At 39.2% G+C, this 21,700-nt stretch carries 17 protein-coding genes and 10 tRNA genes; 4 read left to right on the top strand and 23 right to left on the bottom strand.

Annotated elements, in window-relative coordinates; genetic code table 11:
• Positions 1 to 352: 352 nt before the first annotated feature.
• Entirely contained in the window at positions 353 to 1,396 is a 1,044-nt protein-coding gene (locus ACJJVZ_RS09425; protein ID WP_405599956.1) for an alkene reductase, read from the bottom strand.
• Between the two features lie 236 nt (positions 1,397 to 1,632).
• On the opposite strand from ACJJVZ_RS09425, the gene ACJJVZ_RS09420 reads away from it, so the two are divergent.
• Positions 1,633 to 2,022: a DUF2750 domain-containing protein gene (locus tag ACJJVZ_RS09420; protein ID WP_077537598.1), complete on the top strand. Its 390-nt coding sequence runs from the start codon at positions 1,633 to 1,635 to the stop codon at positions 2,020 to 2,022.
• Positions 2,023 to 2,075: 53 nt separating this feature from the next.
• On the opposite strand, the gene ACJJVZ_RS09415 is transcribed toward ACJJVZ_RS09420, so the two are convergent.
• The gene (locus ACJJVZ_RS09415) at positions 2,076 to 2,957 is read right to left on the bottom strand and encodes an alpha/beta fold hydrolase (RefSeq protein WP_405599953.1); all 882 of its coding nucleotides are present in this window, start codon (positions 2,955 to 2,957) and stop codon (positions 2,076 to 2,078) included.
• Between the two features lie 249 nt (positions 2,958 to 3,206).
• Here ACJJVZ_RS09415 and ACJJVZ_RS09410 point away from each other — a divergent pair, with 249 nt between their 5' ends.
• Positions 3,207 to 5,870, top strand: a complete 2,664-nt coding sequence (locus tag ACJJVZ_RS09410; protein WP_193154528.1) for a CHASE domain-containing protein — start codon at positions 3,207 to 3,209, stop codon at positions 5,868 to 5,870.
• Between the two features lie 275 nt (positions 5,871 to 6,145).
• Here the strand turns inward: ACJJVZ_RS09410 and ACJJVZ_RS09405 are convergent.
• From ACJJVZ_RS09405 to ACJJVZ_RS09305, 21 genes are all read right to left on the bottom strand, one after another.
• Positions 6,146 to 6,235, bottom strand: a tRNA-Ser gene (locus tag ACJJVZ_RS09405).
• Between the two features lie 375 nt (positions 6,236 to 6,610).
• Positions 6,611 to 7,651 carry a quinolinate synthase NadA gene (gene nadA, locus ACJJVZ_RS09400; protein ID WP_193154526.1) on the bottom strand — a complete coding sequence of 347 codons (1,041 nt, stop codon included), beginning with the start codon at positions 7,649 to 7,651 and terminating at the stop codon, positions 6,611 to 6,613.
• A 141-nt stretch (positions 7,652 to 7,792) separates the two neighbouring features.
• Positions 7,793 to 7,868: transfer RNA gene (locus ACJJVZ_RS09395), tRNA-Lys, on the bottom strand.
• Positions 7,869 to 7,931: 63 nt separating this feature from the next.
• Positions 7,932 to 8,007 (bottom strand) — tRNA-Lys (locus tag ACJJVZ_RS09390).
• An 83-nt stretch (positions 8,008 to 8,090) separates the two neighbouring features.
• Positions 8,091 to 8,166: transfer RNA gene (locus tag ACJJVZ_RS09385), tRNA-Lys, on the bottom strand.
• A 62-nt stretch (positions 8,167 to 8,228) separates the two neighbouring features.
• Positions 8,229 to 8,304, bottom strand: a tRNA-Lys gene (locus ACJJVZ_RS09380).
• Positions 8,305 to 8,387: 83 nt separating this feature from the next.
• Positions 8,388 to 8,463 (bottom strand) — tRNA-Lys (locus ACJJVZ_RS09375).
• Positions 8,464 to 8,534: 71 nt separating this feature from the next.
• A tRNA-Lys gene (locus ACJJVZ_RS09370) sits at positions 8,535 to 8,610 on the bottom strand.
• 64 nt (positions 8,611 to 8,674) lie between these two features.
• Positions 8,675 to 8,750 (bottom strand) — tRNA-Lys (locus tag ACJJVZ_RS09365).
• 61 nt (positions 8,751 to 8,811) lie between these two features.
• Positions 8,812 to 8,887, bottom strand: a tRNA-Lys gene (locus tag ACJJVZ_RS09360).
• Between the two features lie 171 nt (positions 8,888 to 9,058).
• A complete protein-coding gene (ybgF, locus tag ACJJVZ_RS09355) occupies positions 9,059 to 9,808 on the bottom strand; it encodes a tol-pal system protein YbgF (RefSeq protein WP_405599951.1) in 750 nt (249 codons plus the stop codon).
• A gap of 13 nt (positions 9,809 to 9,821) precedes the next feature.
• Positions 9,822 to 10,364: a peptidoglycan-associated lipoprotein Pal gene (gene pal / locus ACJJVZ_RS09350; protein ID WP_077537593.1), complete on the bottom strand. Its 543-nt coding sequence runs from the start codon at positions 10,362 to 10,364 to the stop codon at positions 9,822 to 9,824.
• 34 nt (positions 10,365 to 10,398) lie between these two features.
• Positions 10,399 to 11,757: a Tol-Pal system beta propeller repeat protein TolB gene (gene tolB / locus ACJJVZ_RS09345; protein WP_138584482.1), complete on the bottom strand. Its 1,359-nt coding sequence runs from the start codon at positions 11,755 to 11,757 to the stop codon at positions 10,399 to 10,401.
• Between the two features lie 9 nt (positions 11,758 to 11,766).
• Entirely contained in the window at positions 11,767 to 12,693 is a 927-nt protein-coding gene (gene tolA / locus ACJJVZ_RS09340) for a cell envelope integrity protein TolA (protein ID WP_405599947.1), read from the bottom strand.
• A 4-nt stretch (positions 12,694 to 12,697) separates the two neighbouring features.
• Positions 12,698 to 13,129: a protein TolR gene (gene tolR, locus ACJJVZ_RS09335; RefSeq protein WP_077537590.1), complete on the bottom strand. Its 432-nt coding sequence runs from the start codon at positions 13,127 to 13,129 to the stop codon at positions 12,698 to 12,700.
• Positions 13,116 to 13,820, bottom strand: a complete 705-nt coding sequence (gene tolQ / locus ACJJVZ_RS09330) for a protein TolQ (RefSeq protein WP_077537589.1) — start codon at positions 13,818 to 13,820, stop codon at positions 13,116 to 13,118. The genes tolR and tolQ overlap by 14 nt, the downstream gene beginning before the upstream one ends.
• A gap of 974 nt (positions 13,821 to 14,794) precedes the next feature.
• Complete coding sequence (ruvB, locus tag ACJJVZ_RS09325; protein WP_138585712.1) at positions 14,795 to 15,802, bottom strand: Holliday junction branch migration DNA helicase RuvB; 1,008 nt, start codon at positions 15,800 to 15,802, stop codon at positions 14,795 to 14,797.
• 7 nt (positions 15,803 to 15,809) lie between these two features.
• Complete coding sequence (ruvA, locus tag ACJJVZ_RS09320) at positions 15,810 to 16,427, bottom strand: Holliday junction branch migration protein RuvA (RefSeq protein ID WP_405599943.1); 618 nt, start codon at positions 16,425 to 16,427, stop codon at positions 15,810 to 15,812.
• Between the two features lie 2 nt (positions 16,428 to 16,429).
• Positions 16,430 to 16,954 (bottom strand): crossover junction endodeoxyribonuclease RuvC, encoded by a 525-nt coding sequence (gene ruvC, locus ACJJVZ_RS09315; RefSeq protein ID WP_002960649.1) that lies wholly within the window; start codon positions 16,952 to 16,954, stop codon positions 16,430 to 16,432.
• Between the two features lie 129 nt (positions 16,955 to 17,083).
• The gene (locus ACJJVZ_RS09310) at positions 17,084 to 19,585 is read right to left on the bottom strand and encodes an ABC transporter permease (RefSeq protein ID WP_405599941.1); all 2,502 of its coding nucleotides are present in this window, start codon (positions 19,583 to 19,585) and stop codon (positions 17,084 to 17,086) included.
• Entirely contained in the window at positions 19,575 to 20,288 is a 714-nt protein-coding gene (locus ACJJVZ_RS09305; protein ID WP_182702468.1) for an ABC transporter ATP-binding protein, read from the bottom strand. Before ACJJVZ_RS09305 ends, ACJJVZ_RS09310 begins: the two co-directional genes overlap by 11 nt.
• Here ACJJVZ_RS09305 and ACJJVZ_RS09300 point away from each other — a divergent pair, their 5' ends adjacent.
• Positions 20,289 to 20,912 (top strand): arylesterase, encoded by a 624-nt coding sequence (locus ACJJVZ_RS09300; RefSeq protein ID WP_405599938.1) that lies wholly within the window; start codon positions 20,289 to 20,291, stop codon positions 20,910 to 20,912.
• Between the two features lie 111 nt (positions 20,913 to 21,023).
• A tRNA-Pro gene (locus ACJJVZ_RS09295) sits at positions 21,024 to 21,100 on the top strand.
• Positions 21,101 to 21,700: the final 600 nt, after the last annotated feature.

The raw sequence follows: 21,700 nt of genomic DNA, 5'->3' as shown, positions 1-21,700 counted from the left end.
TATAAAAAAGTGTTAATTATGAAAACGGGCACAGTATGAGTTTTAAATATGACAGCTAAGATGGAGTTTATTTACATAAAAATTAAACTAATATAGTAGATTTATGGCGGGAATATGTATAAAAAAAGACACCTAAAGGTTTAATACCAATCTGCTTATATATGGGGTCTATTTAACGTTAAGAAAATTACGCTAGAACTAGGCAAAAATTTTTGTATCTAGTTGTTCTAAATAAAAAATTTTTAACGACGTTATAGTGCAATTTAATTCGTTAAATTGATCAAAGATTTATGCAGTTTGGTATAACTTAAAGTGTCTTAATTATTTTCTAAAACTTATTACAACGAGTAATTTATTTTAACTCAGCAAGCATTTCATCGCTGTACGGCACTAGCTCTTCACCGTTTGCAATTTTGTTAACGTAATCAGGATTCGCAATAAGTGGACGACCAATCGCGATTAAATCAAACTTAGCGTCGTTAATGGCCTCTTTTGCTGTCTCAAAACTATAGCTGCCTACACCTACTAATGTACCTTTGTAGCCTGCACGTAAAAATTCAGATGTAGTTTTACCCTCAAGCGACTCAAACGCTGTACTGTCGTCAAAAATACCGCCGTGTAAGTACGCTAAATCTCTTTTTTCTAGTTCTGGTAGTAAGTAGTCAAATACCGCTTTATCACGGTTATCTTCACTCATATTAAAGTAAGCACCCGGTGTTAATCTAAGTGCAGTACGCTCGTTGCCAACAGCTGCAATAACCGCATCTGTTACTTCTAATGCAAAGCGCGACATATTTTCAGGCGTTTGACCGTATTCGTCGCTGCGTGTATTTGCAGCATAATGTAAAAACTGGTCAATTAAATAACCGTTAGCGCCGTGAATTTCTACACCATCAAAACCTGCTTCAATTGCGTTTTCTGCCGCTTTTGCGTAATCAGCTACTAAAAATTTAATGTCATCTGTAGTGGCTGCTTTTGGAGTGATGTAGGTAAGCTCACGCATGCGCGGTACAGAACCTTCAACACCAATTGCAGATGGTGCCAGTACATCGCCATCAAAAAAGTGAGGATGTGCAACACGACCAACATGCCAAAGCTGTGCAAACATTTTGCCGCCATTAGCGTGTACTGCATCTGTTACTTTTTTCCAACCTTGAATTTGCTCACTGGTAAATAAACCCGGAGTATTTGGGTAACCTTGCGCGTCAGGGCGGATAATCGTTGCTTCACTAATAATTAAACCGGTTTGGGCACGGCGAGCATAATAGTCAACCATATCTTGCGTTGGCACTAAATTATCATCTGCCATACAACGTGTTAGTGGTGCCATAAGCACACGGTTTTTAAGCTCAATCGTGTTATTTAGTTTAAACGGAGCAAGTAAATCGGTGGTCATTTTTCAATCCTTCATTAAAAGTATGCTTACTACAATGCGGTCTTTTGACAAACATTCAAGTCTATTTTGAATGATCGCTCAAATTAGTGACAATTTATACTCATATGTATGTAAATTAGATCTACAGCGATAAAATTAAATAGTAACTTTTCAACACTCTGTCATATAACTCGATATACTTGTGTGCATATAATTTAGATATATTAATATCGATAGTAATTAAGAGTGAGCCAATTATGACAATGCCAAATTTAAGCGAAGAACAAGCAGTAATTTTAGGGCTTGGAGCAAAAAAACGTCTTGCCTACATGTTCGAAACCGTACAACAATTTAAACAAGTATGGATTTTAAACGACGATGATGGCTGCGTTATGCTTGCCAATGAAGATGACGACTGCGTACCCGTTTGGCCAACTCGCGAATTTGCAGAGGCCTGGGCTACCGGTGAATGGGCTGGCTGCAGCGCTAAAGCAATTCCTCTTGCGGATTGGTTTAGCCGCTGGACACCGGGGCTTGAAGAAGATGATTTACTGATTGCTGCATTCCCTACTGAGGAAGATGACGGCACTATCCTTTTTTCTGATGAGTTTGAAAAACAACTAAAAGCACCAAAGCAAAAATACTAAGGTTCAAAGCCTAAATATCCAGAGTTCTTTAACTTATAAGCGCGGCGTATAAATTAGCCGCGTTTTTTAATGGCTTCTCTAAATTTTAAATAAGCCTGAGTAATTGCATCAGCATCTTCGACTTGCGGGTAATGACCAAGCTCTGGAAACTCTTGTACGCGCGCATTGGGGATCAGCTTTTTATAATGCTCAATCATGTGCTTGCCAGAAATAGGGTCTTCCCCGCCTGCGATGAACGTAATAGGAATATTACTGTTAATAATAGCACCCACCCAACGCTCTCGGTTTTGCTTGCGTTGATTTATATAATGAATCAATTTTGGCATTACACTTAGGCCATCGTTATAAATTAATAATGTCCATAATGTGCCAATTACCTGTGTTGAGGGCGGTGTATTTTTACCAAAAACAGTAACTAAATTATTGGCGAATTTTTGTTTATTCATCAATTTTGGCACTAGCCAACCAAGCTTAGATATTAATAATTTTTGTATAAATAAGGGTTTGTGCACTTCTGGAAACAATCCACCATTTAAAAAGCAAACACTATTGATCGTTATGCTGCTTTGATTATGTACTTGCCTTGCTAGTATTTCTTGAGCCACCGTATCGCCGTAGTCATGAGCTAAAATATGTATATCATTAATATTTAATGTGTTTAAAAACTGAGTATACAAATCGGCTTGTTCAGTGATTTTATAGTCTGCATTTTTAGGTTTATCCGATAAACCAAAACCTAACATATCAAGCGTGATCACAAAGTACTGCTCACTGAGCGCTTGCCACATACCTTCCCAGTCCCAACTCGCACTGGGAAAACCATGTATTAACAGTAATGCAGGTTTAGTTATGTCACCAGCAGTATTAGTAAATACCTTATGACCATTAATGTGAATAAATCGGCCCTGCGATCGCCATTGCTGTAAAGTTAACATCTGCGTAGCTTAAACGTTGGTTGCACTTAGTTTAGTTTTATCATAAGAGTGGTTTAAATAGGTATTAAAAAATACATCTTGGTTAGTTATACTACTCTGCTTAAAAACAAAGCAAACTGCAAGAAATTCAATCTCTAAAGTTCAACAGAGTTTAAGTATTCTGGTTGTAAGCTTTTAAATAAGTGCTATATTTAGCTTCATCACAAAGTATTCAAAGCCCAACACAAACACATAAAAAAGGATGTATATATGGTTCTCACACGCTGGGCTAATAAAAAGTTTGTGCTGCAAACAGTTGTTCAGCTTTTAATTCTGATTATCGGTGTTATTTTCTCGTTTTTCCAGCATCTTAAGCATCAACAAGCAATCGACTCTAAAATTGTAACCGCTTTAGACACTCGACTAACAACGTTAACAACGGGAATAAATAACCGAGTTCATCTGTATAAGTACGGGTTATATGGCTTAAAAGGGTTTATACATGGAATAGGTGTTGCCAACTTAAATTATCAAGCCATAACAAACTACTCTAATAGTCGTAACTACGCGCTCGAATTTCCTGGGGCTAATGGTATTGGCTATGTTAAAAGAGTACGCTCTGATCAATTAGTACAGTTTTTAGAAGATGCTAAAAATGACAGGCCTGATAAAAAGTTCAATCTCAAAGAGCTGTCTCGCTATGACGATGAGCGCTTTATTATTCAATATATTTTTCCTGAACAAAACAATTTACAAGCAATTGGGCTTGATATTGGATCTGAGGCTATTCGCCGAAAAGCGGCATTAAATGCTGCAATTAATAATAGCGCTCAACTTTCAGCCCCCATTACCTTGGTACAAGCCGATAAAAAAACACAGCAAGGCTTTTTAATTTTAATCCCTGTGTATAAAAACATTACCGTACCAACAAATAGAGAAAAACGCCTTGAAGCACTAATAGGTTGGACATACTCGCCTTTATTAATCAACAATATTTTAGATTCACTTGCACAAGTAGATGAAAACTACCTTACCATCAGCGATTTATATAACGATACCGAATTTACATTCTTTCAGTACGGTGATGAAAACAATAACTCAGCGTTTAACACCTCAAACACAATCCAAATTATGGGCCGCAGCTGGAAAGTAACACTGCACGGCTCTAATGCATTTATTGAAAGCTTACACTTACCCAACAAATATCAGGCTTTGGTTGATAGCGTATTTTTAACTCTTTTTACAATGATTTTTATCTTCGCTTTGCAGTTGTTTTTATATCGGAAAGCACAAAAAATACAATTAAAAGTAGATACCGCCAAAAAGCATGAACAAATACTTGAACTCGCAAATTCACAATTAGAAAGTGAAGTAAAATTGCGAACGTTGCAAATTGAAAACATAAGCACTTTGCAGCGCAGTATATTAAATGGCGCAAGTTACTCTATTATTGCCACCGATATAAACGGTTTAATCACTGAATTTAATCCAGCCGCTGAGAAGCTGCTTGGCTACCAAGCAAGTAAAGTGATTGGAATTGAAACGCCCGCTATTTTTCATTTAGCGCACGAAGTTATCGAAAAAGCAGAGCAGCTTACGCAAGAGCTCAATAAACCAATAAAACCAGGATTTGAAGTATTCATAGCCAAAGCAACGCCGACTGTACCAGATACCAACCAATGGACCTATGTTGATAGTAATAACCAACACACCCAAATAAGTTTAAGTGTCACTTCGCTGTTAAATGACTATGGGAAAATAGTGGGCTATTTAGGTATAGCGTATGATTTAACCGATCAAATAGCTCACGAGCATGCACTCGCTAAATCAAAAGAACTGGCCGAAGAAGCTTCAAAAACTAAGTCAGAATTTTTAGCAAACATGAGCCACGAAATTCGCACCCCGATGAATGGCGTTTTAGGTACTTTGCAGTTGTTACAAGAGCAACCCCTTAACGAAAAATCAAAAGAGTTTTTAAATAAAGCCCTTTATTCAACCAGAGCGCTTACCACGATTATTAATGACATACTTGATTTTTCTAAGATTGAAGTAGGTAAGTTGTCGCTTGAGAAAAAACCATTTGAACTAGACGAATTAATAAACCACTTAGAGTCAGATTTAAGTGTTCCGGCAAACGAAAAGCATATTTACTTGCGCTTTATTTCTAATATTGATCATAAATATTGGGTGGGTGATGCGGTTAGGCTCAGACAAATATTTTTAAATTTAATTTCCAACGCAATCAAATTCACTCATAAAGGTGGCGTAACCGTTGAATTTAAATTAACGAACGATAATAGAGTCTGTAGCGTCATTTCTGACACCGGAATTGGCATTTCACAAGACACTATTGATAGATTATTCGAACGCTTTGAACAAGCAGAAACGTCAACCACCAGAGAGTATGGTGGTACAGGGCTTGGCCTGCCAATCACTAAATCATTAGTCAACTTAATGAAAGGTGAGATTGAAGTAACGAGTGAATTAGGTGTCGGCAGTCAATTTAGTGTTTATTTGCCACTTAAACAAGCGAGCATAAAACCAACTGATTCAAATACAAAAGGTTTAGACTTTCCTGACTTAACAAATAAAACAATTTTAATCGCAGAAGACAATAAAATTAATCAGCTTGTGGTAACCGCAATGCTAGCGCCTACGAATGCAAAAATTGTTATTGCAAATAATGGCCTTGAGGCAATTTCACTCTATGAATCTTTATCACCTGATATAATTTTTATGGATATTCAGATGCCAAAAATGGATGGTTTTGAAGCATGTAAAAAAATAAAGAAAATAGATAGTAAACAAATTATTATCGCACTAACCGCAAATGTGTTTGCCGAGCAAAAAGAGCTCTATAAACAGTTTTTTGATGGCTATGTTTCAAAGCCAATTGAAAAACAAGAGCTTATTAGATTTTTGCACACCATATAGAGTGGTAAGTACACCTAATACTCGTTCGCTTAATTAAGTGAGTTATTATTAAGTTCAAAACCTTGTTGATAACAAGGAAAAATTTAGTTATTTAGTTATTCTCAGCCATTGTTCCTGTATTACTCTTTCTCCTGCATCCATGTAACAAGAAACCTTTGACGTAGTTAGCGCTGGGTTTAAGTACTCAAATTGAGAAGGTATTATTATTCCCTGTATTGCTCTACTTTGTTACAGGCACAAAAAAGGACGCCATAAAGCGTCCTAATATTGAATAATGGTGGAGGGAGAGGGATTCGAACCCTCGTTAGGGGTAAACCTAAACACACTTTCCAGGCGTGCGCCTTCAGCCACTCAGCCATCCCTCCACAGTGTTGCAATTGTGTAATGCAACAGCGCGCTATAGTATGAAATAGATACCCTTGGCGCAAGGCATTTTTAAAGATGAACCTTTAAATGCTTATTTATCAAACAACCACTTACGTTTAAGTATAAAAAAACAGCTAAACTTGAGATTCAACCATTTTTATCACTACTTCTAAAATTACTTAACCTGAACTCTGGTTAAGAGATTTACTAACGTATTGAGTCATAATGATATTTAAAGTTTTTTTCTCTAGCCAGAGATTTTCAGTGGAAACAAGGCGAATTTACGCGTCAATAGCTGGACTATTGCAAGTAAATTCAACGCAGTTAGCGCTGAAAATAGCTGCTCGAGATAGATTTATTATCCAGAGTTCAGGTTACTTAACCATACTTGCAGTAAATTCAAGCATGCGGTTAAGCGATTTAAGCGCGCCTTCACGTAAATCCATATCAACAAATACTTCTTTACCTTTAGGGTCAAGGAGCGCTTCCTCAATCGCTTTTAAGCCATTCATTGCCATCCAAGGACAGTGAGCGCAACTTTTACACGACGCGCCCTCACCGGCTGTTGGAGCCGCAAAAAACTCTTTATCTGGGCACAGTTGCTGCATTTTATAAAAAATGCCGCGATCAGTCGCCACAATAAACTTTTTGTTTGGCATTGTTTGCGCTGCTTTTATTAGTTGGCTCGTTGAGCCTACTGCATCGGCAAGTGCGACAATTTCTGCTGGCGACTCTGGATGAACTAATACACCTGCATCTGGATGCAATACTTTAAAATCTTTCAAGGCTTTGGTTTTAAATTCGTCATGAACGATACATGCGCCGTTCCACATAATCATATCTGCACCGGTATTCTTTTGAATATAGCTGCCTAAATGTTTATCTGGTCCCCAAATGATTTTTTCGCCTTGTTCGTCTAAGTGCTCAACAATTTCAAGCGCGCAGGATGACGTTACAATCCAATCGGCACGTGCCTTAACAGCCGTTGAGGTGTTTGCATACACAACCACTTTACGATCAGGGTGTTCATCGCAAAACGCTGAAAACTCATCGATAGGACAACCAATATCCAGCGAACATGTCGCTTCAAGCGTTGGCATTACAACCGTTTTATTGGGGGTTAATATTTTTGCGGTTTCGCCCATAAACTTTACGCCCGCGACGATGATCATATCTGCATCGTGACGTGCGCCAAAACGTGCCATTTCTAACGAGTCTGCAACGCAGCCGCCAGTTTCTTCAGCAAGTGCTTGAATTTCAGGATCGGTATAGTAATGTGCAACAAGTACTGCATTTTTATCGACCAGTAATTGCTTTATACGTGCTTTATATTCGCCTTGCTCATCGTGTGTTAATGGAGCTGGCTTAGGAGGGAAAATATAGCCTTCAGGCATAATAGTTTGAGCTAGACTCATGTTCTCGACCACTTATCTACAGTGCATTAATTACGGCGAATTATACGAGAATATGAACACAAATAACAGCAAACTAGCGAGGCTGTTTATAAAAAATAAAATGGGAATTTAAAAAAGAATATAAAGGAAAGTATTAGAGAGTGGTGGGTCATGATGGATTTGAACCATCGACCAATTGATTAAAAGTCAACTGCTCTACCAACTGAGCTAATGACCCGCTCTAATATAATTTGCTTTGTAAAAAAGCTACGTAAATCCGCCGATTAAAACTATCATAGAATGGTGGGTTATGATGGATTTGAACCATCGACCAATTGATTAAAAGTCAACTGCTCTACCAACTGAGCTAATAACCCGCTCTATGCACTTATTCAATTATGAATGAAGCTTGCGTAAATCCGCCGATTGAAGCCACTCGCTATTCACAAGGAATAAAGAATGGTGGGTCATGATGGATTTGAACCATCGACCAATTGATTAAAAGTCAACTGCTCTACCAACTGAGCTAATGACCCGCTCTGATATTAATTCGCTTTTTAAGCGCTACGTAAATCCGCCGATTAAAACTGTCATAGAATGGTGGGTTATGATGGATTTGAACCATCGACCAATTGATTAAAAGTCAACTGCTCTACCAACTGAGCTAATAACCCGCTCTATGCACTTATTCAATTAAGAATGAAGCTTACGTAAATCCGCCGATTGAAGCCATTCGCTATTCACAAGAAATAAAGAATGGTGGGTCATGATGGATTTGAACCATCGACCAATTGATTAAAAGTCAACTGCTCTACCAACTGAGCTAATGACCCGCTCATGCACTTATTTAATAATAAATAAGCTTACGTAAATCCGCCGATTGAACCATTCTTACAATAAAGAATGGTGGGTCATGATGGATTTGAACCATCGACCAATTGATTAAAAGTCAACTGCTCTACCAACTGAGCTAATGACCCGCTCTGATATACACTATTTGCAGCAAAGTTTAAATTAAACCATTTATATTTTAATAAATAAAAATGGTGGGTCATGATGGATTTGAACCATCGACCAATTGATTAAAAGTCAACTGCTCTACCAACTGAGCTAATGACCCGCTCTAATTTATACAACTCTAACTACTACGTAAATCCGCCGATAAAAGACCATTTAAAAAATGGTGGGTTATGATGGATTTGAACCATCGACCAATTGATTAAAAGTCAACTGCTCTACCAACTGAGCTAATAACCCGCTCTTTTTGCCGCATTTCGAGTGGGGTAACCATTCGTTTGCTGCGGGCGCTTATAATACTTATTTATAAAATGAGTGCAACCGAAATTGTCTCTTTTTTTAAGTTTTTCTGCCTAGTTGACCAATTTTAGACCGCTTATGACAAAAAGCAGTCTAATCAAGCCGATTCAATTATTTTGATAAGCGATCAGTGGCTAATTTTGCAGCAGTTGTGCTTGGATACTGATTAATAAGATCGGTCAGTATTTTTTGCGCATTTTCGGCAAAACCTTGCTCTTGTAAAAGCGTTCCTAACTTTAACATTGCATCGGGGCGTTTATTTGAATTAGGAAATTCGTTTACAACCACTTTAAAATGCTCAATTGCTTTAACTGGCGTATTTTTAATCGTTAACAATTGCCCAAGCCAATAATGTGCATTAGACACATAAACTGAATTTGGATACGTTGTTAAAAAAGTTTGAAACTCGGGAATAGCCTGATCATAGCGCTTACCTTTCATTATTAACGCAACAGCACGCTCGTACGCTTCGTTTTCAGATAAATCAGTGCTGTAGGTCTGCGCATCATTAGCTTGCGTGTAGTCCGTCGCAGGGGCTACAGCCGGCTGTGTGTAAGCTTGGCTTACTCTATTTTCAATTTCTTGATAAAGTTCACGTTGGCGCTGCAGTACTTTTTCAAGCTTATAACTCTGCTCTTCAGTTACGCCTCGTATTTGGCTGACTTCATCTTGTAATAGATTAAGTTGTTGCTGTAACTCAACTTGTAAAAAATTACGTGTCTGCATCAACTTTTCAAGTGACGCTAAACGCTTCTCAACACTCGTTTGTGAACTTGCAGCTTCTGAAACAGGAGCGGGAGCAGCCATTAACTGGGTGCTCCCGCTCAATATCATGGCTGCCAAAATAATTTTCGGCTTCATAATATCTCTTATCTTAGTAAACTAATACCGCACGGCGGTTTTTAGCGAAAGCTGATTCAGTGCGAGATTTAACCATTGGCTTCTCTTCACCGTAGCTTACCACTGACATTTGGCTCGCTGAAACACCTAAACTTTGTAGGTATTTTTCAACAGCTTTACCACGGTGCTCACCAAGTGCAATATTATACTCTGGCGTACCGCGCTCATCTGCATGGCCTTCAATGAGTACTTTAACTGATGAGTTTTGAACTAAGAACTCAGCATGTGCACGAAGTAAATCAGCGTATTTACCTTCAACTGTCGCTTTATCAAAGTCAAAGTAAATTACTTGCTCTTGACGAAGTGCTTCGTATTTTTGGCGAAGTTGTTCTTCTGCTTGTTGCTCAGGTGAAATAGTCGCTACTTCAACTGTATCATTATTCGTTGGCTGCTCAACAACAGCTTGATTTGTTTGATTTGCAGCACCGTCATCAATATCTGATGATGAGCTACAAGCTGCTAATGTCATTACTGGCACAGCAATTAGCAGGCCTTTAAGTATTTTATTAAGTTGCATTGAGTTGATTCCTATTTTGAGTAAACCAGTAATATTACTGTAAATATGGCGACCAAGCTGGCGCCTTTACTTGTCCGTCTAGCACAGGTAACAGTGCTTTAAAGCGGCCGTCCATCGATACCAGCGCGAGTACCTGTTTATTATTATGGAGCGTGCTATAAATAATCATCGAGCCATTTGGCGCTATGCTCGGAGATTCATCAAGGCGTGTTCGCGTTAACACTTGAAACGCGCCTGTAGCCAGCTCTTTCTTAGCAAGATGATACTGCCCGTTAGTACGGTTTACCATCACTAATTCTTTTCCGTCAGGTGTTATAGAACCCGCTAGGTTCATATCGCCGTCAAAGGTCAACCTTCGCGACCTACCTGTTTGTAAATTTAACTTATAAATCTGAGCATTACCACCTCTTTCAGAGGTAAATACTATATCTTGGCTATTTGGGTGCCAAGATGGCTCAGTATCGATACTGCGATGACGCGTAAGTCGTGTTTCTTTGCGTGTTGCTAGGTCCAACAAATAAATCTCAGTGGCTCCACCGTTGTCTTTTGACAATACCAATAACAACTTTTTACCGTCAGGTGAAAACTGTGGTGCGCCATTAATCCCACGGTAACTAGCAATAACTTCTCGTTTACCCGTGTACAAATCTTGAATATAGATTTGGCTTTGGCGATTTTCAAACGTCACATAAGCTAATTTAGTGCCATCTGGCGACCAAGCTGGCGACATCAGTGGCTCTTTTGAGCGAAGTAATACTTGTTCATTAAAGCCGTCATAGTCAGCAACAACTAGCTGATAAGGCTTAGCATCTGTATCGCGCACAATAACATATGCTATCTTCGTTAAAAAAGCGCCTTTTTCACCGGTTAGCTTTTCGTAAATAACATCACTAATGCGGTGCGAGTAACGACGAAAGCCACTCTCACCTATTACACTTTCACGCGCTTCTAAAATATGGCTTTGGCTTTTAACTAACTTACCATTGCTCATCATTTGCGTGTTGCCACCGGTTATTTGACCACGTATTACATCAACTAACTCATAACGAACTAGGTATCGCCCATCAGTTTGTTGTTCAACTTCACCAACAAGCACTGCCTCAACGCCTTTATTAACCCATGATGCGTAATCAATTTCACTGTCTTTGCTCGGTTGCTGCGGCATTTGCGCAACGTTAACAGGCTTAAATTTACCGCTGCGCATTAAATCGGCAGCAATAACACTGTTTAACTCTTGGGGTATCGGGCCAATTCCTCTGTATTTAAACGGTACTATTGCAATAGGCCTTGCACCATCAACCCCTTCTGTAATTACAATTTCAAGCGCTGCATGTGCAATACTCTGAAACCCCAATAATAAAACTAAACAGGCTATTTTTACTTTGTTGAACATATCATCCCTTTAAAACTCTGGCTTGATTGTTAAATTAATATTCTTGAGTTTATCGAATACATCTTTATCTTTAGAAACAGGTAGCGTGTCTGCCATTCGCACTGCTCTCAACGTCGCTTCGCACACTAATTTATCGCCGCCTAACGATTTAACTTGTGTAACTAAACCATTAAAGCCTAAGCGGATGTTAACTCTACACTGTTGATTTTTCATTTTTTCATCAATCAGTAAGTTTTGTTGGATACGCGCCATAATTAAAGCACGGTATTTATCTACTTCACCGACGACTTGTTGCTGGCGTATTTTATTACGCGCTGCCTGCTCTTTAGCAAGTTGCTCTTGTAATATCTGCTCTTGCAACGCTTGCTGACGTTTACGTTCGGCCTCGGCTGCACGTTCTTTAGCTTCTAGCTCGCGTTTTTCACGCTCTGCTTCTGCTTTTTTTAGTGCATCTTCTTCGGTTTTACGTCTTTGAGCTGCCGCTTTTGCAGCGTTTTCAGCTTCTTCCTTTTGTTTTTCGGCTTGCTTTGCTTTAGCGCGTTCCTTTTGCTCAATTGCACGTGCTTTTTTTGCTTGGGCTTGCGCTTCTGCGGTTTCTTTCTCTTTTGCTTTACGCTCTTGCTCTAACTTTTTAATGCTACGGGCTTCAGATTCGCGCTGCTTACGCGCGTTTGCTGCTCTGCGTTCTAAATCGCGAATACGTTTATCTTCGGCCTGTTTTTTATCTTTTTCTTTTTTCTGCAGCTCGGCTATCTTTTGCTCAACCATTTTCTGATCGACGGTCACAGCCGATACCGCTTTATCTGCAGTTGGAATAGCCGAATTAAGCGTTACCTCCATAACTTTAGGTGCTGATGGATGAATGTTTGCAGATACATACAAAAAACCACCAATACCTAAGTGAAGTACTACCGACTTTATTAATGAACTATTCATACGGCTACTTTGTCCCCTCGAAGGATTCGGTCATTAACCCTACTGATGGTACGCCTGCATTTTTCAAAAAATCCATTAGCAACAACACTTCTTGATACGACACCTTGCCCGAACCTTTTATCATTACAGGTACGTCAGGGTTTTTCATCAGTTGTAACTTTATAACTGCGGCTACATCGAGCGCTTCCATAGGCTCTTCTGGATCTGTACCTACACTTACATAGTATTTACCTTGCGCATCAATAGAGGCAATAATGGGTGGGGTATCTTTAGTATCAACTAAATCGGACTCTTCCATTTTTGGTAAATCGACTTTTACACCATGTGTAATAAGCGGTGCTGTAGCCATAAATATAATAAGTAGTACCAACATTACATCAATGTAAGGTACTACATTAATTTCTGCGACCGGACGGCGCTTTTTACGCTGATACATTCGCTTGGGCCTCTATTTGAGTAGCTGCTTGACGATGCAAGATATTCGCAAATTCTTCCATAAAGTTAATATAATGAGATTCCAGTTTTTCGATTTTATTGGAAAAACGGTTATAGGCGATAACAGCTGGGATCGCGGCAAATAAGCCCATCGCTGTTGCAATAAGTGCTTCTGCAATACCTGGCGCGACCATTTGTAAGGTTGCTTGTTTAACTTCACCTAGCGCAATAAAGGCATTCATAATACCCCACACGGTGCCAAATAAGCCTATATACGGGCTAATTGAACCAACTGTTGCTAAAAATGAAAGACTTGACTCAGTTTTTTCTATTTCACGAGAAAGCGCAACACGCATTGAGCGGTGTGTACCTTCCATAACAATGCCCGCGCTTTGAAAAGTGTTCTTTTTATGACGCGCAAACTCTTTAAAACCGGCGGTAAACAACGCTTCAATACCTTGAGATTGACCACTGCGTGACGATATTTCGTTGTATAACTTACTTAAATCAATACCTGACCAAAATTTTTGCTCAAACTTTTTAGTATTTGCCAAAGCATCCGATATTGCTTTTTTACGTTGAAAAATAATTGCCCAAGACATGACAGACATAGCAACGAGCCCTAACATGACTAGTTGAACAAGCAAACTGGCTTCTAAAATTAGATCTAAAAAATTAAGCCCTGATCCCACGTTAAACTCCTAAATAGTATCAAAATAAGAAAATTCTATAAATATGACTGCCTGTGCAGTCAAAAGTTGCAACTAGTGTATATAGTCCATTTCATACTGACAATCATATTGCTATGAATAACCAACAAAAAACGTTAAAAATAACCTTCGTATATGATTTATCCAACCCAAGTCAATAAACACACCATTTACAATTTAATATATTGCATTAAAGATGATTAAATATATCAACAAACTTCATAAATTAGAGCATTTATTCAAAATACGTGCATAAACACTCAAAACCATCTTTAAATTACCTTTACGTAATAGTAAAACTAATACTACAAAAAACAATAAAAACATCTACAAAGCTTATTTTTCATAAACTTACAAATTAAATGGCCAATTAACAAACAATGAATAAGCAGCAAAAAATACACTCGGATTATTTTTTCTAATGTGAAAATGTAAATTTTCTAGTTTGAACTTATAGTCGATATTGCGTACTATTACTGCATACCGAGCTAGTGCACTGAGTGATATTGTTTCATTACGCAAAGTTCTTAGTAATATGATTTTATCGTATTACATTGTTTTACTTTTTTGGATAAAACCTTAATTTGTAAAACGTAGTTCCCAAAGATTACTTCCTTCAACTTGTTGTTTGCCCGCATTTTTTGCGGGCTTTTTTTTGCCTATCATTTACCGCGTTACCTGATACATTCGTAAACTAATACCAATTGCATTAAATTAGTGATCTATTCTAGAAACGAAAATAGTTCAATAGCAAGGCTAAAATTATGATACATCGTTGTTCTATCTAGATAATTTTTAACGTACTTAGTGAGTTATCTAAACGCCACGCAGCATACCTTCGCAAGTCTTAACGTCCTGTGAATTATCAGTTGACTATTAACGCATCGGTATTTTGAAAGAGAGAGATAATAAAGCAATGACTTGCTGCACAATAAAGCACAGCAAGCTATATAGAGTTAGTCTTTTTTAGGAAGTAAACCAAAGTGATGGTATGCACTGTCAGACACTATGCGCCCACGCGGAGTACGCTGAATAAACCCTTGTTGGATTAAAAATGGCTCTATTACATCTTCTATTGTTTCGCGCTCTTCACCAATAGCGGCCGCTACATTGTCAAGCCCTACAGGGCCGCCCATAAATTTTTCGATTATGGCGAGTAAATATTTACGGTCCATATAATCAAAGCCACTTTTATCTACATCAATCATATCAAGCGCTTGCTTTGCTACTTCGGCGTTTACTGTACCATCAGATTTTACTTGTGTGTAATCGCGTACGCGACGTAGTAAGCGGTTTGCAATACGTGGTGTACCACGCGATCGCTGAGCAATTTCAGTTGCGCCATCATCACACATTTCTAAATCAAGATAATGTGCTGAGCGCCCTACTATGTGCGATAAATCTTCTACTGAGTAAAACTCTAATCGCTGTACAATACCAAAACGGTCACGCAGTGGCGATGTGAGCGAGCCTGCTCGCGTAGTAGCACCAATAAGTGTAAATGCAGGTAAGTCTAATTTAATGGAGCGCGCAGCAGGGCCTTCACCAATCATTATATCAAGCTGGTAGTCTTCCATTGCGGGATAAAGTATTTCTTCAACTTGCGGGCTGAGCCTGTGTATTTCATCAATAAACAGTACATCGCCTTCTTCTAAATTAGTGAGCAACGCTGCTAAATCGCCTGCTTTTTCAAGTACTGGGCCGGATGTTGTTTTAATACTTACGTGTAATTCGTTGGCGACAATGTTTGCGAGCGTGGTTTTACCCAAGCCCGGTGGGCCAAATATCAATAAATGATCGAGCGCTTCACCACGGGTGCGAGCAGCTTCAATAAAAATTTCCATTTGCTGCTTAACATGAGGCTGACCTCTGTAGTCGGCTAAAAGTTTTGGCCTTATTGCACGATCTATAGAATCTTCATTTGTTTTTTCAGTCGCGTCAATTAAGCGATCCGCTTCAATCATGGGTTACTCACAACATAGATTTTAAAGATTCTCTAATAAGAACCTCAGTAGACATATCGGGTTTACTTATCGATTTTACGGCTTTTTGAGCTTGTGGCAATTTATAACCTAATGCAAGCAGTGCCGATACGGCATCATCGGCGGCATTATTAGCAATTGTCGAATCGCTCATTGGCTCTATTACTGCGCTGTCGCTAAATGGCGTAAATAAATCATTACCCCAATCTTTTAGCCTGTCTTTCATTTCGAGTACTAAACGCTCGGCCGTTTTTTTACCTACACCGGGTAATTTAACAAGCGATGTTGAGTCTTCGTTATTTACACAACTTACAAATTGTTTTGCCGACATGCCCGATAAAATAGCTAAGCCAAGTTTTGGCCCTACGCCATTTGCTTTTAATAGCTCTCTAAACAAGGCACGCTCAACTTTATTATTAAAACCAAATAACAGTTGAGCATCTTCACGTACTACAAAGTGCGTATAAACAATCGCGTTTTCACCAATTTTTGGTAAATCGTAAAAACAGGTCATTGGCATTTGTACTTCGTAACCGACACCACTTACTTCAAGTAATATTTCTGGTGGCTGTTTTTCGACTAAAATACCATTTAAGCGGCCTATCATAGTTATTTCCTTAAACGTCCTCTAACGGTTTTGCTTGCGCTACCCGCTAGTTTAATTAAATTTTGTTCTGAGTGAGCATGGCAAATCGCAATAGCGAGTGCATCAGCTGCATCGGCCTGTGGCGTACCGGGTAGTTTTAAAATATTTTTTACCATGTGTTGCACTTGTGTTTTATCAGCGCCACCGTTACCGACTACCGCTTGCTTAATTTGCCTAGCTGAGTATTCAAATACAGGTAAATCCGCCATTGCAGCGCCCACAATCGCGGCGCCTCTAGCTTGGCCTAGTTTTAAAGCTGAATCGGGGTTGTGCGCCATAAATACTTTTTCAATGGCAAAGGTTTCTGGCGAAAACTGTTCAATAAGCTGTGTTATACCTTGGTAGATCATTTTAAGCCTAACCGGAAAAGGATGATCGGCTAACTTAATACAGCCACTCCCTAAGTATGTAAATTTAGAGCCTTGGTGGGCAACAACGCCATACCCAGTCAAACGTGAACCAGGATCGATCCCTAAAATAATGGCCAAACAGCGCTCCATTGTTATTATTTTTAAATTACGCTAATAATGCCAGAGCACTGTATAAATTACCAGTACAAAGAAAACAAAAATGCCCACGTGTTAGGTGGGCATTTGAAAGAGCATGTTAGTTTAAGTTTACCCTAGGGCGCGCACTAGTCCTTGGGTGTTTTGTTTGAGTGTTCGGGCAATCATTAAATAGCCTAAACCCGCTACAAATACGCCGCCAGCTACCGGCCCAATAATCCATATATGCGGATGTAACTTACCTGCTAAATCGAACATTTGTTGCTGTACAATTAAAAGCGCTATGTCGCTAAAAAATGCTGCAACTAAACCGGCTAAACCGCCTAATAATAAAAACTCATACAAGGTCGCGTTTTTAATTAACCGGCTTTTAGCGCCAAGTGTTCTGAGTATTACAATTTCTTGCATACGCTCACCTAAACTAGCTTGAACTTGCGATATAAGTACAAGCGCGCCACACAGCACTACAATTGCAAGTACAAAACCAATGGCAAGTGATACTTGCGAAATAGTTGTTTGTATTTGCTTAACAAAGTTATCAATATCAATCGCTGTAATAGTAGGATAAGTACGCAATAACTGGCTAAAACCACGCTTTTGATCTGGGTTTATACGCACCGACGAAATATACGTTGCTGGAAAATCTGCAAGTACATCGGGGCTTAAAATAATAAAAAAGTTGGGTTTAAGCGTGGCCCAATTAACTTTGCGCACACTGGTAATTTTAGCATCGAACGACTGCGCACCAATTAAAAATGTAAGCGTATCGCCTATCTCAACATCTAAACGCTCAAGCATCGACTCCTCTACTGAAGCTTCAGCCATCGCATTCTCGCCAAACCACGTGCCTTGTGTTACTTCGTTTTGGTCTGGTACATCTTTAAGCCACGTAAGGTTTAGCTCACGGCCAATACCAGCACGTGCTTCTTCGTCTTTTTTCTCGTTGTCTTGCAGCGATACAGAACGCGCTACCAACTCGCCGTTTACCGCATTTACGCGCCCACGAATAGTAGGATAAAACTCTGAGACCTGAATGTCTTTTTGTGCTAAATACTCATTAATTGGCCCAAGCTCATTTTGCGTAATATTAACTAAAAATGCATTAGGCGCATCGGCAGGGAGTTGTGATTGCCAATCAGCTATCATATCGTTTTTAAGTACCACTAAAAACAGCAGTAATTTAATCGCTAACGAAAAACTAATTAACTGTACCGCGTTCACATTTGCACGCTTTTGAATAGACGCAATTGCAAGCGACCAACTGTTACCTGGCTTTAATCCTAATTTTCGACCACCACCAAATATTAATTTAGATACTAAAAACAGCACACCAATTAGCGCAAGTGTGGAGATAAACAAAATAAGCGTTATTTTTATGTTGTTACTAAATAACCACATCAATAAAAACACGGTTAGCGCACTCATGCCTAAATGCACACGACTCACTGCCAACTTGTCGCCTAAGTTACGACGCAGCACTCTGAGCGGTGGAATATCGAATAAATCGAATAACGGTTTGATAGAAAACATAACGGCACAAATTACGCCAGTGCTTATAGCCACCAGCCAAGGTTTAAAGCCACCTAAGGGTAACTTTGTGCCCATACTTTTTGATAAGTAACTTGTTGCTATTTCTTGCAAGCCATAACCAATTAACAACCCTATACTTACCGACATTGCACACACAAGCAATAAATGCAGCATGTATATTTTGCGGATCATTGAGCGGCTACCGCCTAGCGTTTTCATCATCGCTACTGGGTCGTATTGGCGTTCACAATAACGTTTTGCTGAAACGGCTATAGCCACTGCAGCCAAAATAATACCTAATAGGCCGGCAAGTAATAAAAAACTCTCTGCGCGGTTTAAGCTGTTTGAAATAGGTGATTGACGGTCTTTAACGCCATACCATTGTTGGTTTTCTTTCATTTGTGGTTTAAGCCACTCGTAAAAGCTATTTATGTCGGCCTCACTACCGGCATAAAGTTGGCGGTAATAAACACGACTACCCGGCTGCACAACTTCGGTTTTTGCCACATCGTCAATATTAATAAGCACACGACGGCTGCTCGAAAATACATTAAATGGCGCATCGGGCTCTTCTACAATAACTTTTGAAACATTAAATAATGCCGCGCCAAGTTCTACTTGCGCGCCTATATCAATATTTAAACTGTAAAATACCGATTCACTTAGCCACACATTACCCGGCGTTGGCCCGCTATTAGCAACTTTAGTTTCGCCGGTTAGGGTATCTTTAACTTTTAACTGCCCTTTTAGCGGATACGCATTAGATGCCGCTTTTACTGAGCTAAACTGCATTTCATCATCGGCAAACAACATAGTGTCGAAATACACCATTTGCGCCGTTTTTAAATTTTGGCTTTGTGCTTGAGTAATAAAAGCGGTGTCGAGAACATGATCGCTTGCAAGTACACGGTCTGCTGCAATAAACGCACTGCTTTTTTGCGCAATACTTTGCCCTATTCGCTCAGTAACCATAGACAGTGTAAGCACAGTTAAAACAGCAAGGGCGATAGCCGCGCTTATGACCGTGAGCTCACCACGGCGAAATTCTCGCGAAAATAATTTAAGCGCTAACTTAACCCACATTAGCAACGTCCTCTACTTGGCTTTTTACCAGTAAACCCGCTTCTATTTGAATAATGTGCTCACATTTTTGTGCAAGCCCTTCATCGTGAGTCACCAAAATAAGCGTGGTGCCGTGTTGCGTATTTAAATCAAATAATAAGGATTCAATCATTTTACCGTTTTTGCTGTCTAAGTTAGCCGAAGGCTCATCAGCAAACAATATTTTAGGTGTACCAATAAATGCTCGCGCAATAGCAACACGTTGTTGCTCACCGCCAGAGAGCTGCGACGGGTAATGATCAATACGATGGCTCAAGCCTACTTTTTCAAGTAATGCAATTGCTTGCTCTTTTGCATCACTTTCACCAGCAAGCTCTGCTGGCAGCATCACGTTTTCAAGTGCCGTTAAGCTTTGTACTAACATAAACGATTGAAACACAAATCCAATTTTAGCCGCGCGCAGTGCAGCACGTTCTTCTTCATCTAAATTGTGCAATGGCTCGCCGTCTAAAAACACCTCTCCGCTGCTGGCAGTATCCAGCCCTGCTAATAAACTGAGTAACGTAGATTTACCAGAGCCCGACGTACCAACAATAGCAACAGACTCACCATGCTTGACATTAAAGCTGATGTCGCTGAGGATGGGCAGCTCACCTTCAAAGGTAGAGACTATTTTAGATAAACCATTAACCTGAATTATATTTAATTGAGAAAGCGCTGACATATGACTCATTCAATCCTACGTTTAGTATTCATTTTATTTTTAGTTATCAAACCGCTGAGCGCAACAGCCGACAACACGATTTTAATACTCGGTGACAGTTTAAGCGCAGCCTATGGACTTCAACAAGAGCAAGGCTGGGTAAAATTGTTACAAGATAAATACGATGACGAACAAGCCGACATTGAACTTATCAACGCCAGTATTAGTGGCGAAACATCCGGTGGAGCCCTACGTCGTTTAGATGCATTGCTTGAGCAATACGAACCTACTCATGTACTTATTGAGCTAGGTGCCAATGACGGTTTACGTGGTTTTCCAGTTAAAAAAATGCAAACCAACTTAACGGCTCTTATTCAAAAAAGCCAAGCTGCTAATGCGATGACCGCCTTAATGGAGATTTACATTCCCCCTAATTATGGCCCGCGTTATAGTAAAATGTTTACTGACACTTTCTCGCGCGTTAGCGAAGAAACAAATGCGCATTTAATGAACTTTTTTATGCTAAACATTGCAGGCCAACCTGAGCTTATGCAAAACGATAATTTACACCCTAACAAAAAAGCTCAGCTATTAATACGCGATGAGATGTATGACTCGATCAAAAAGTGGTTAAATAAGGATTAATGAATTAATACATCGCAAGAGTGCTATTTTTAGCGTTCTTGCGCAATAAACACCCAAACAAACAATCGCTTATTGATTTTTAAAAAAATACACGTACTATTGAATACAAATCGGTATGTGGCGCAGCTTGGTAGCGCACTGTCATGGGGTGGCAGGGGTCGAGAGTTCGAATCTCTCCATACCGACCAATTAACTCCCTTTAATATCAGTAATTTTCTATAAATTCTAACAGCTTCGCTTATTTATAAATCTTCTATAATTTCTTTCGTAATAGAGGCCACTCTGTTTTACTAAAAATACCGTTTTATTAATTTACACATAATTTTTCCTCTATAAATTTACGCTGCTCTGGTAATCCCCCCAAAAAATTAATAATACCAATTGCATTAAATAACACGATGAAATTATGACATATAGCTGTTCTGTATGAATAATTTTTAACGCAGTTAGTGGGTTATTTAATACGATAAAATGATCTTGTTTTTGAATAAAATTAGTATAAGTATCTAACCTATATAAACACCTTCCATGGTTAAGGAAACTATTATCATCACTTAAATTTGGGTCTAGTAGAATTTAAACACTCGATACTGCGATCTTCGCTGTATGTATTGTGTGAGCATAGTTTTAGAAATACCTGACAGGGCGTATTGACCTTTTGTGATTGATTTTGCAGCTGACTGTTTTGTTTTTAGGCAAGGCAGCGTCTATGTCGTGTGGTTGTTCCCCATAATAGGCGATAACGCAGCATAAATGCCAAACATGCGCTGCCCGTTGGGTTCTTTCTA

Origin of the sequence: Pseudoalteromonas sp. Ld19, assembly GCF_045064135.1 — a bacterium.
Lineage (GTDB): Bacteria > Pseudomonadota > Gammaproteobacteria > Enterobacterales > Alteromonadaceae > Pseudoalteromonas > Pseudoalteromonas aliena.
The sequence above is the reverse complement of the archived record's forward strand: the minus strand, read 5'-3'. Positions and strand labels throughout refer to the sequence as shown.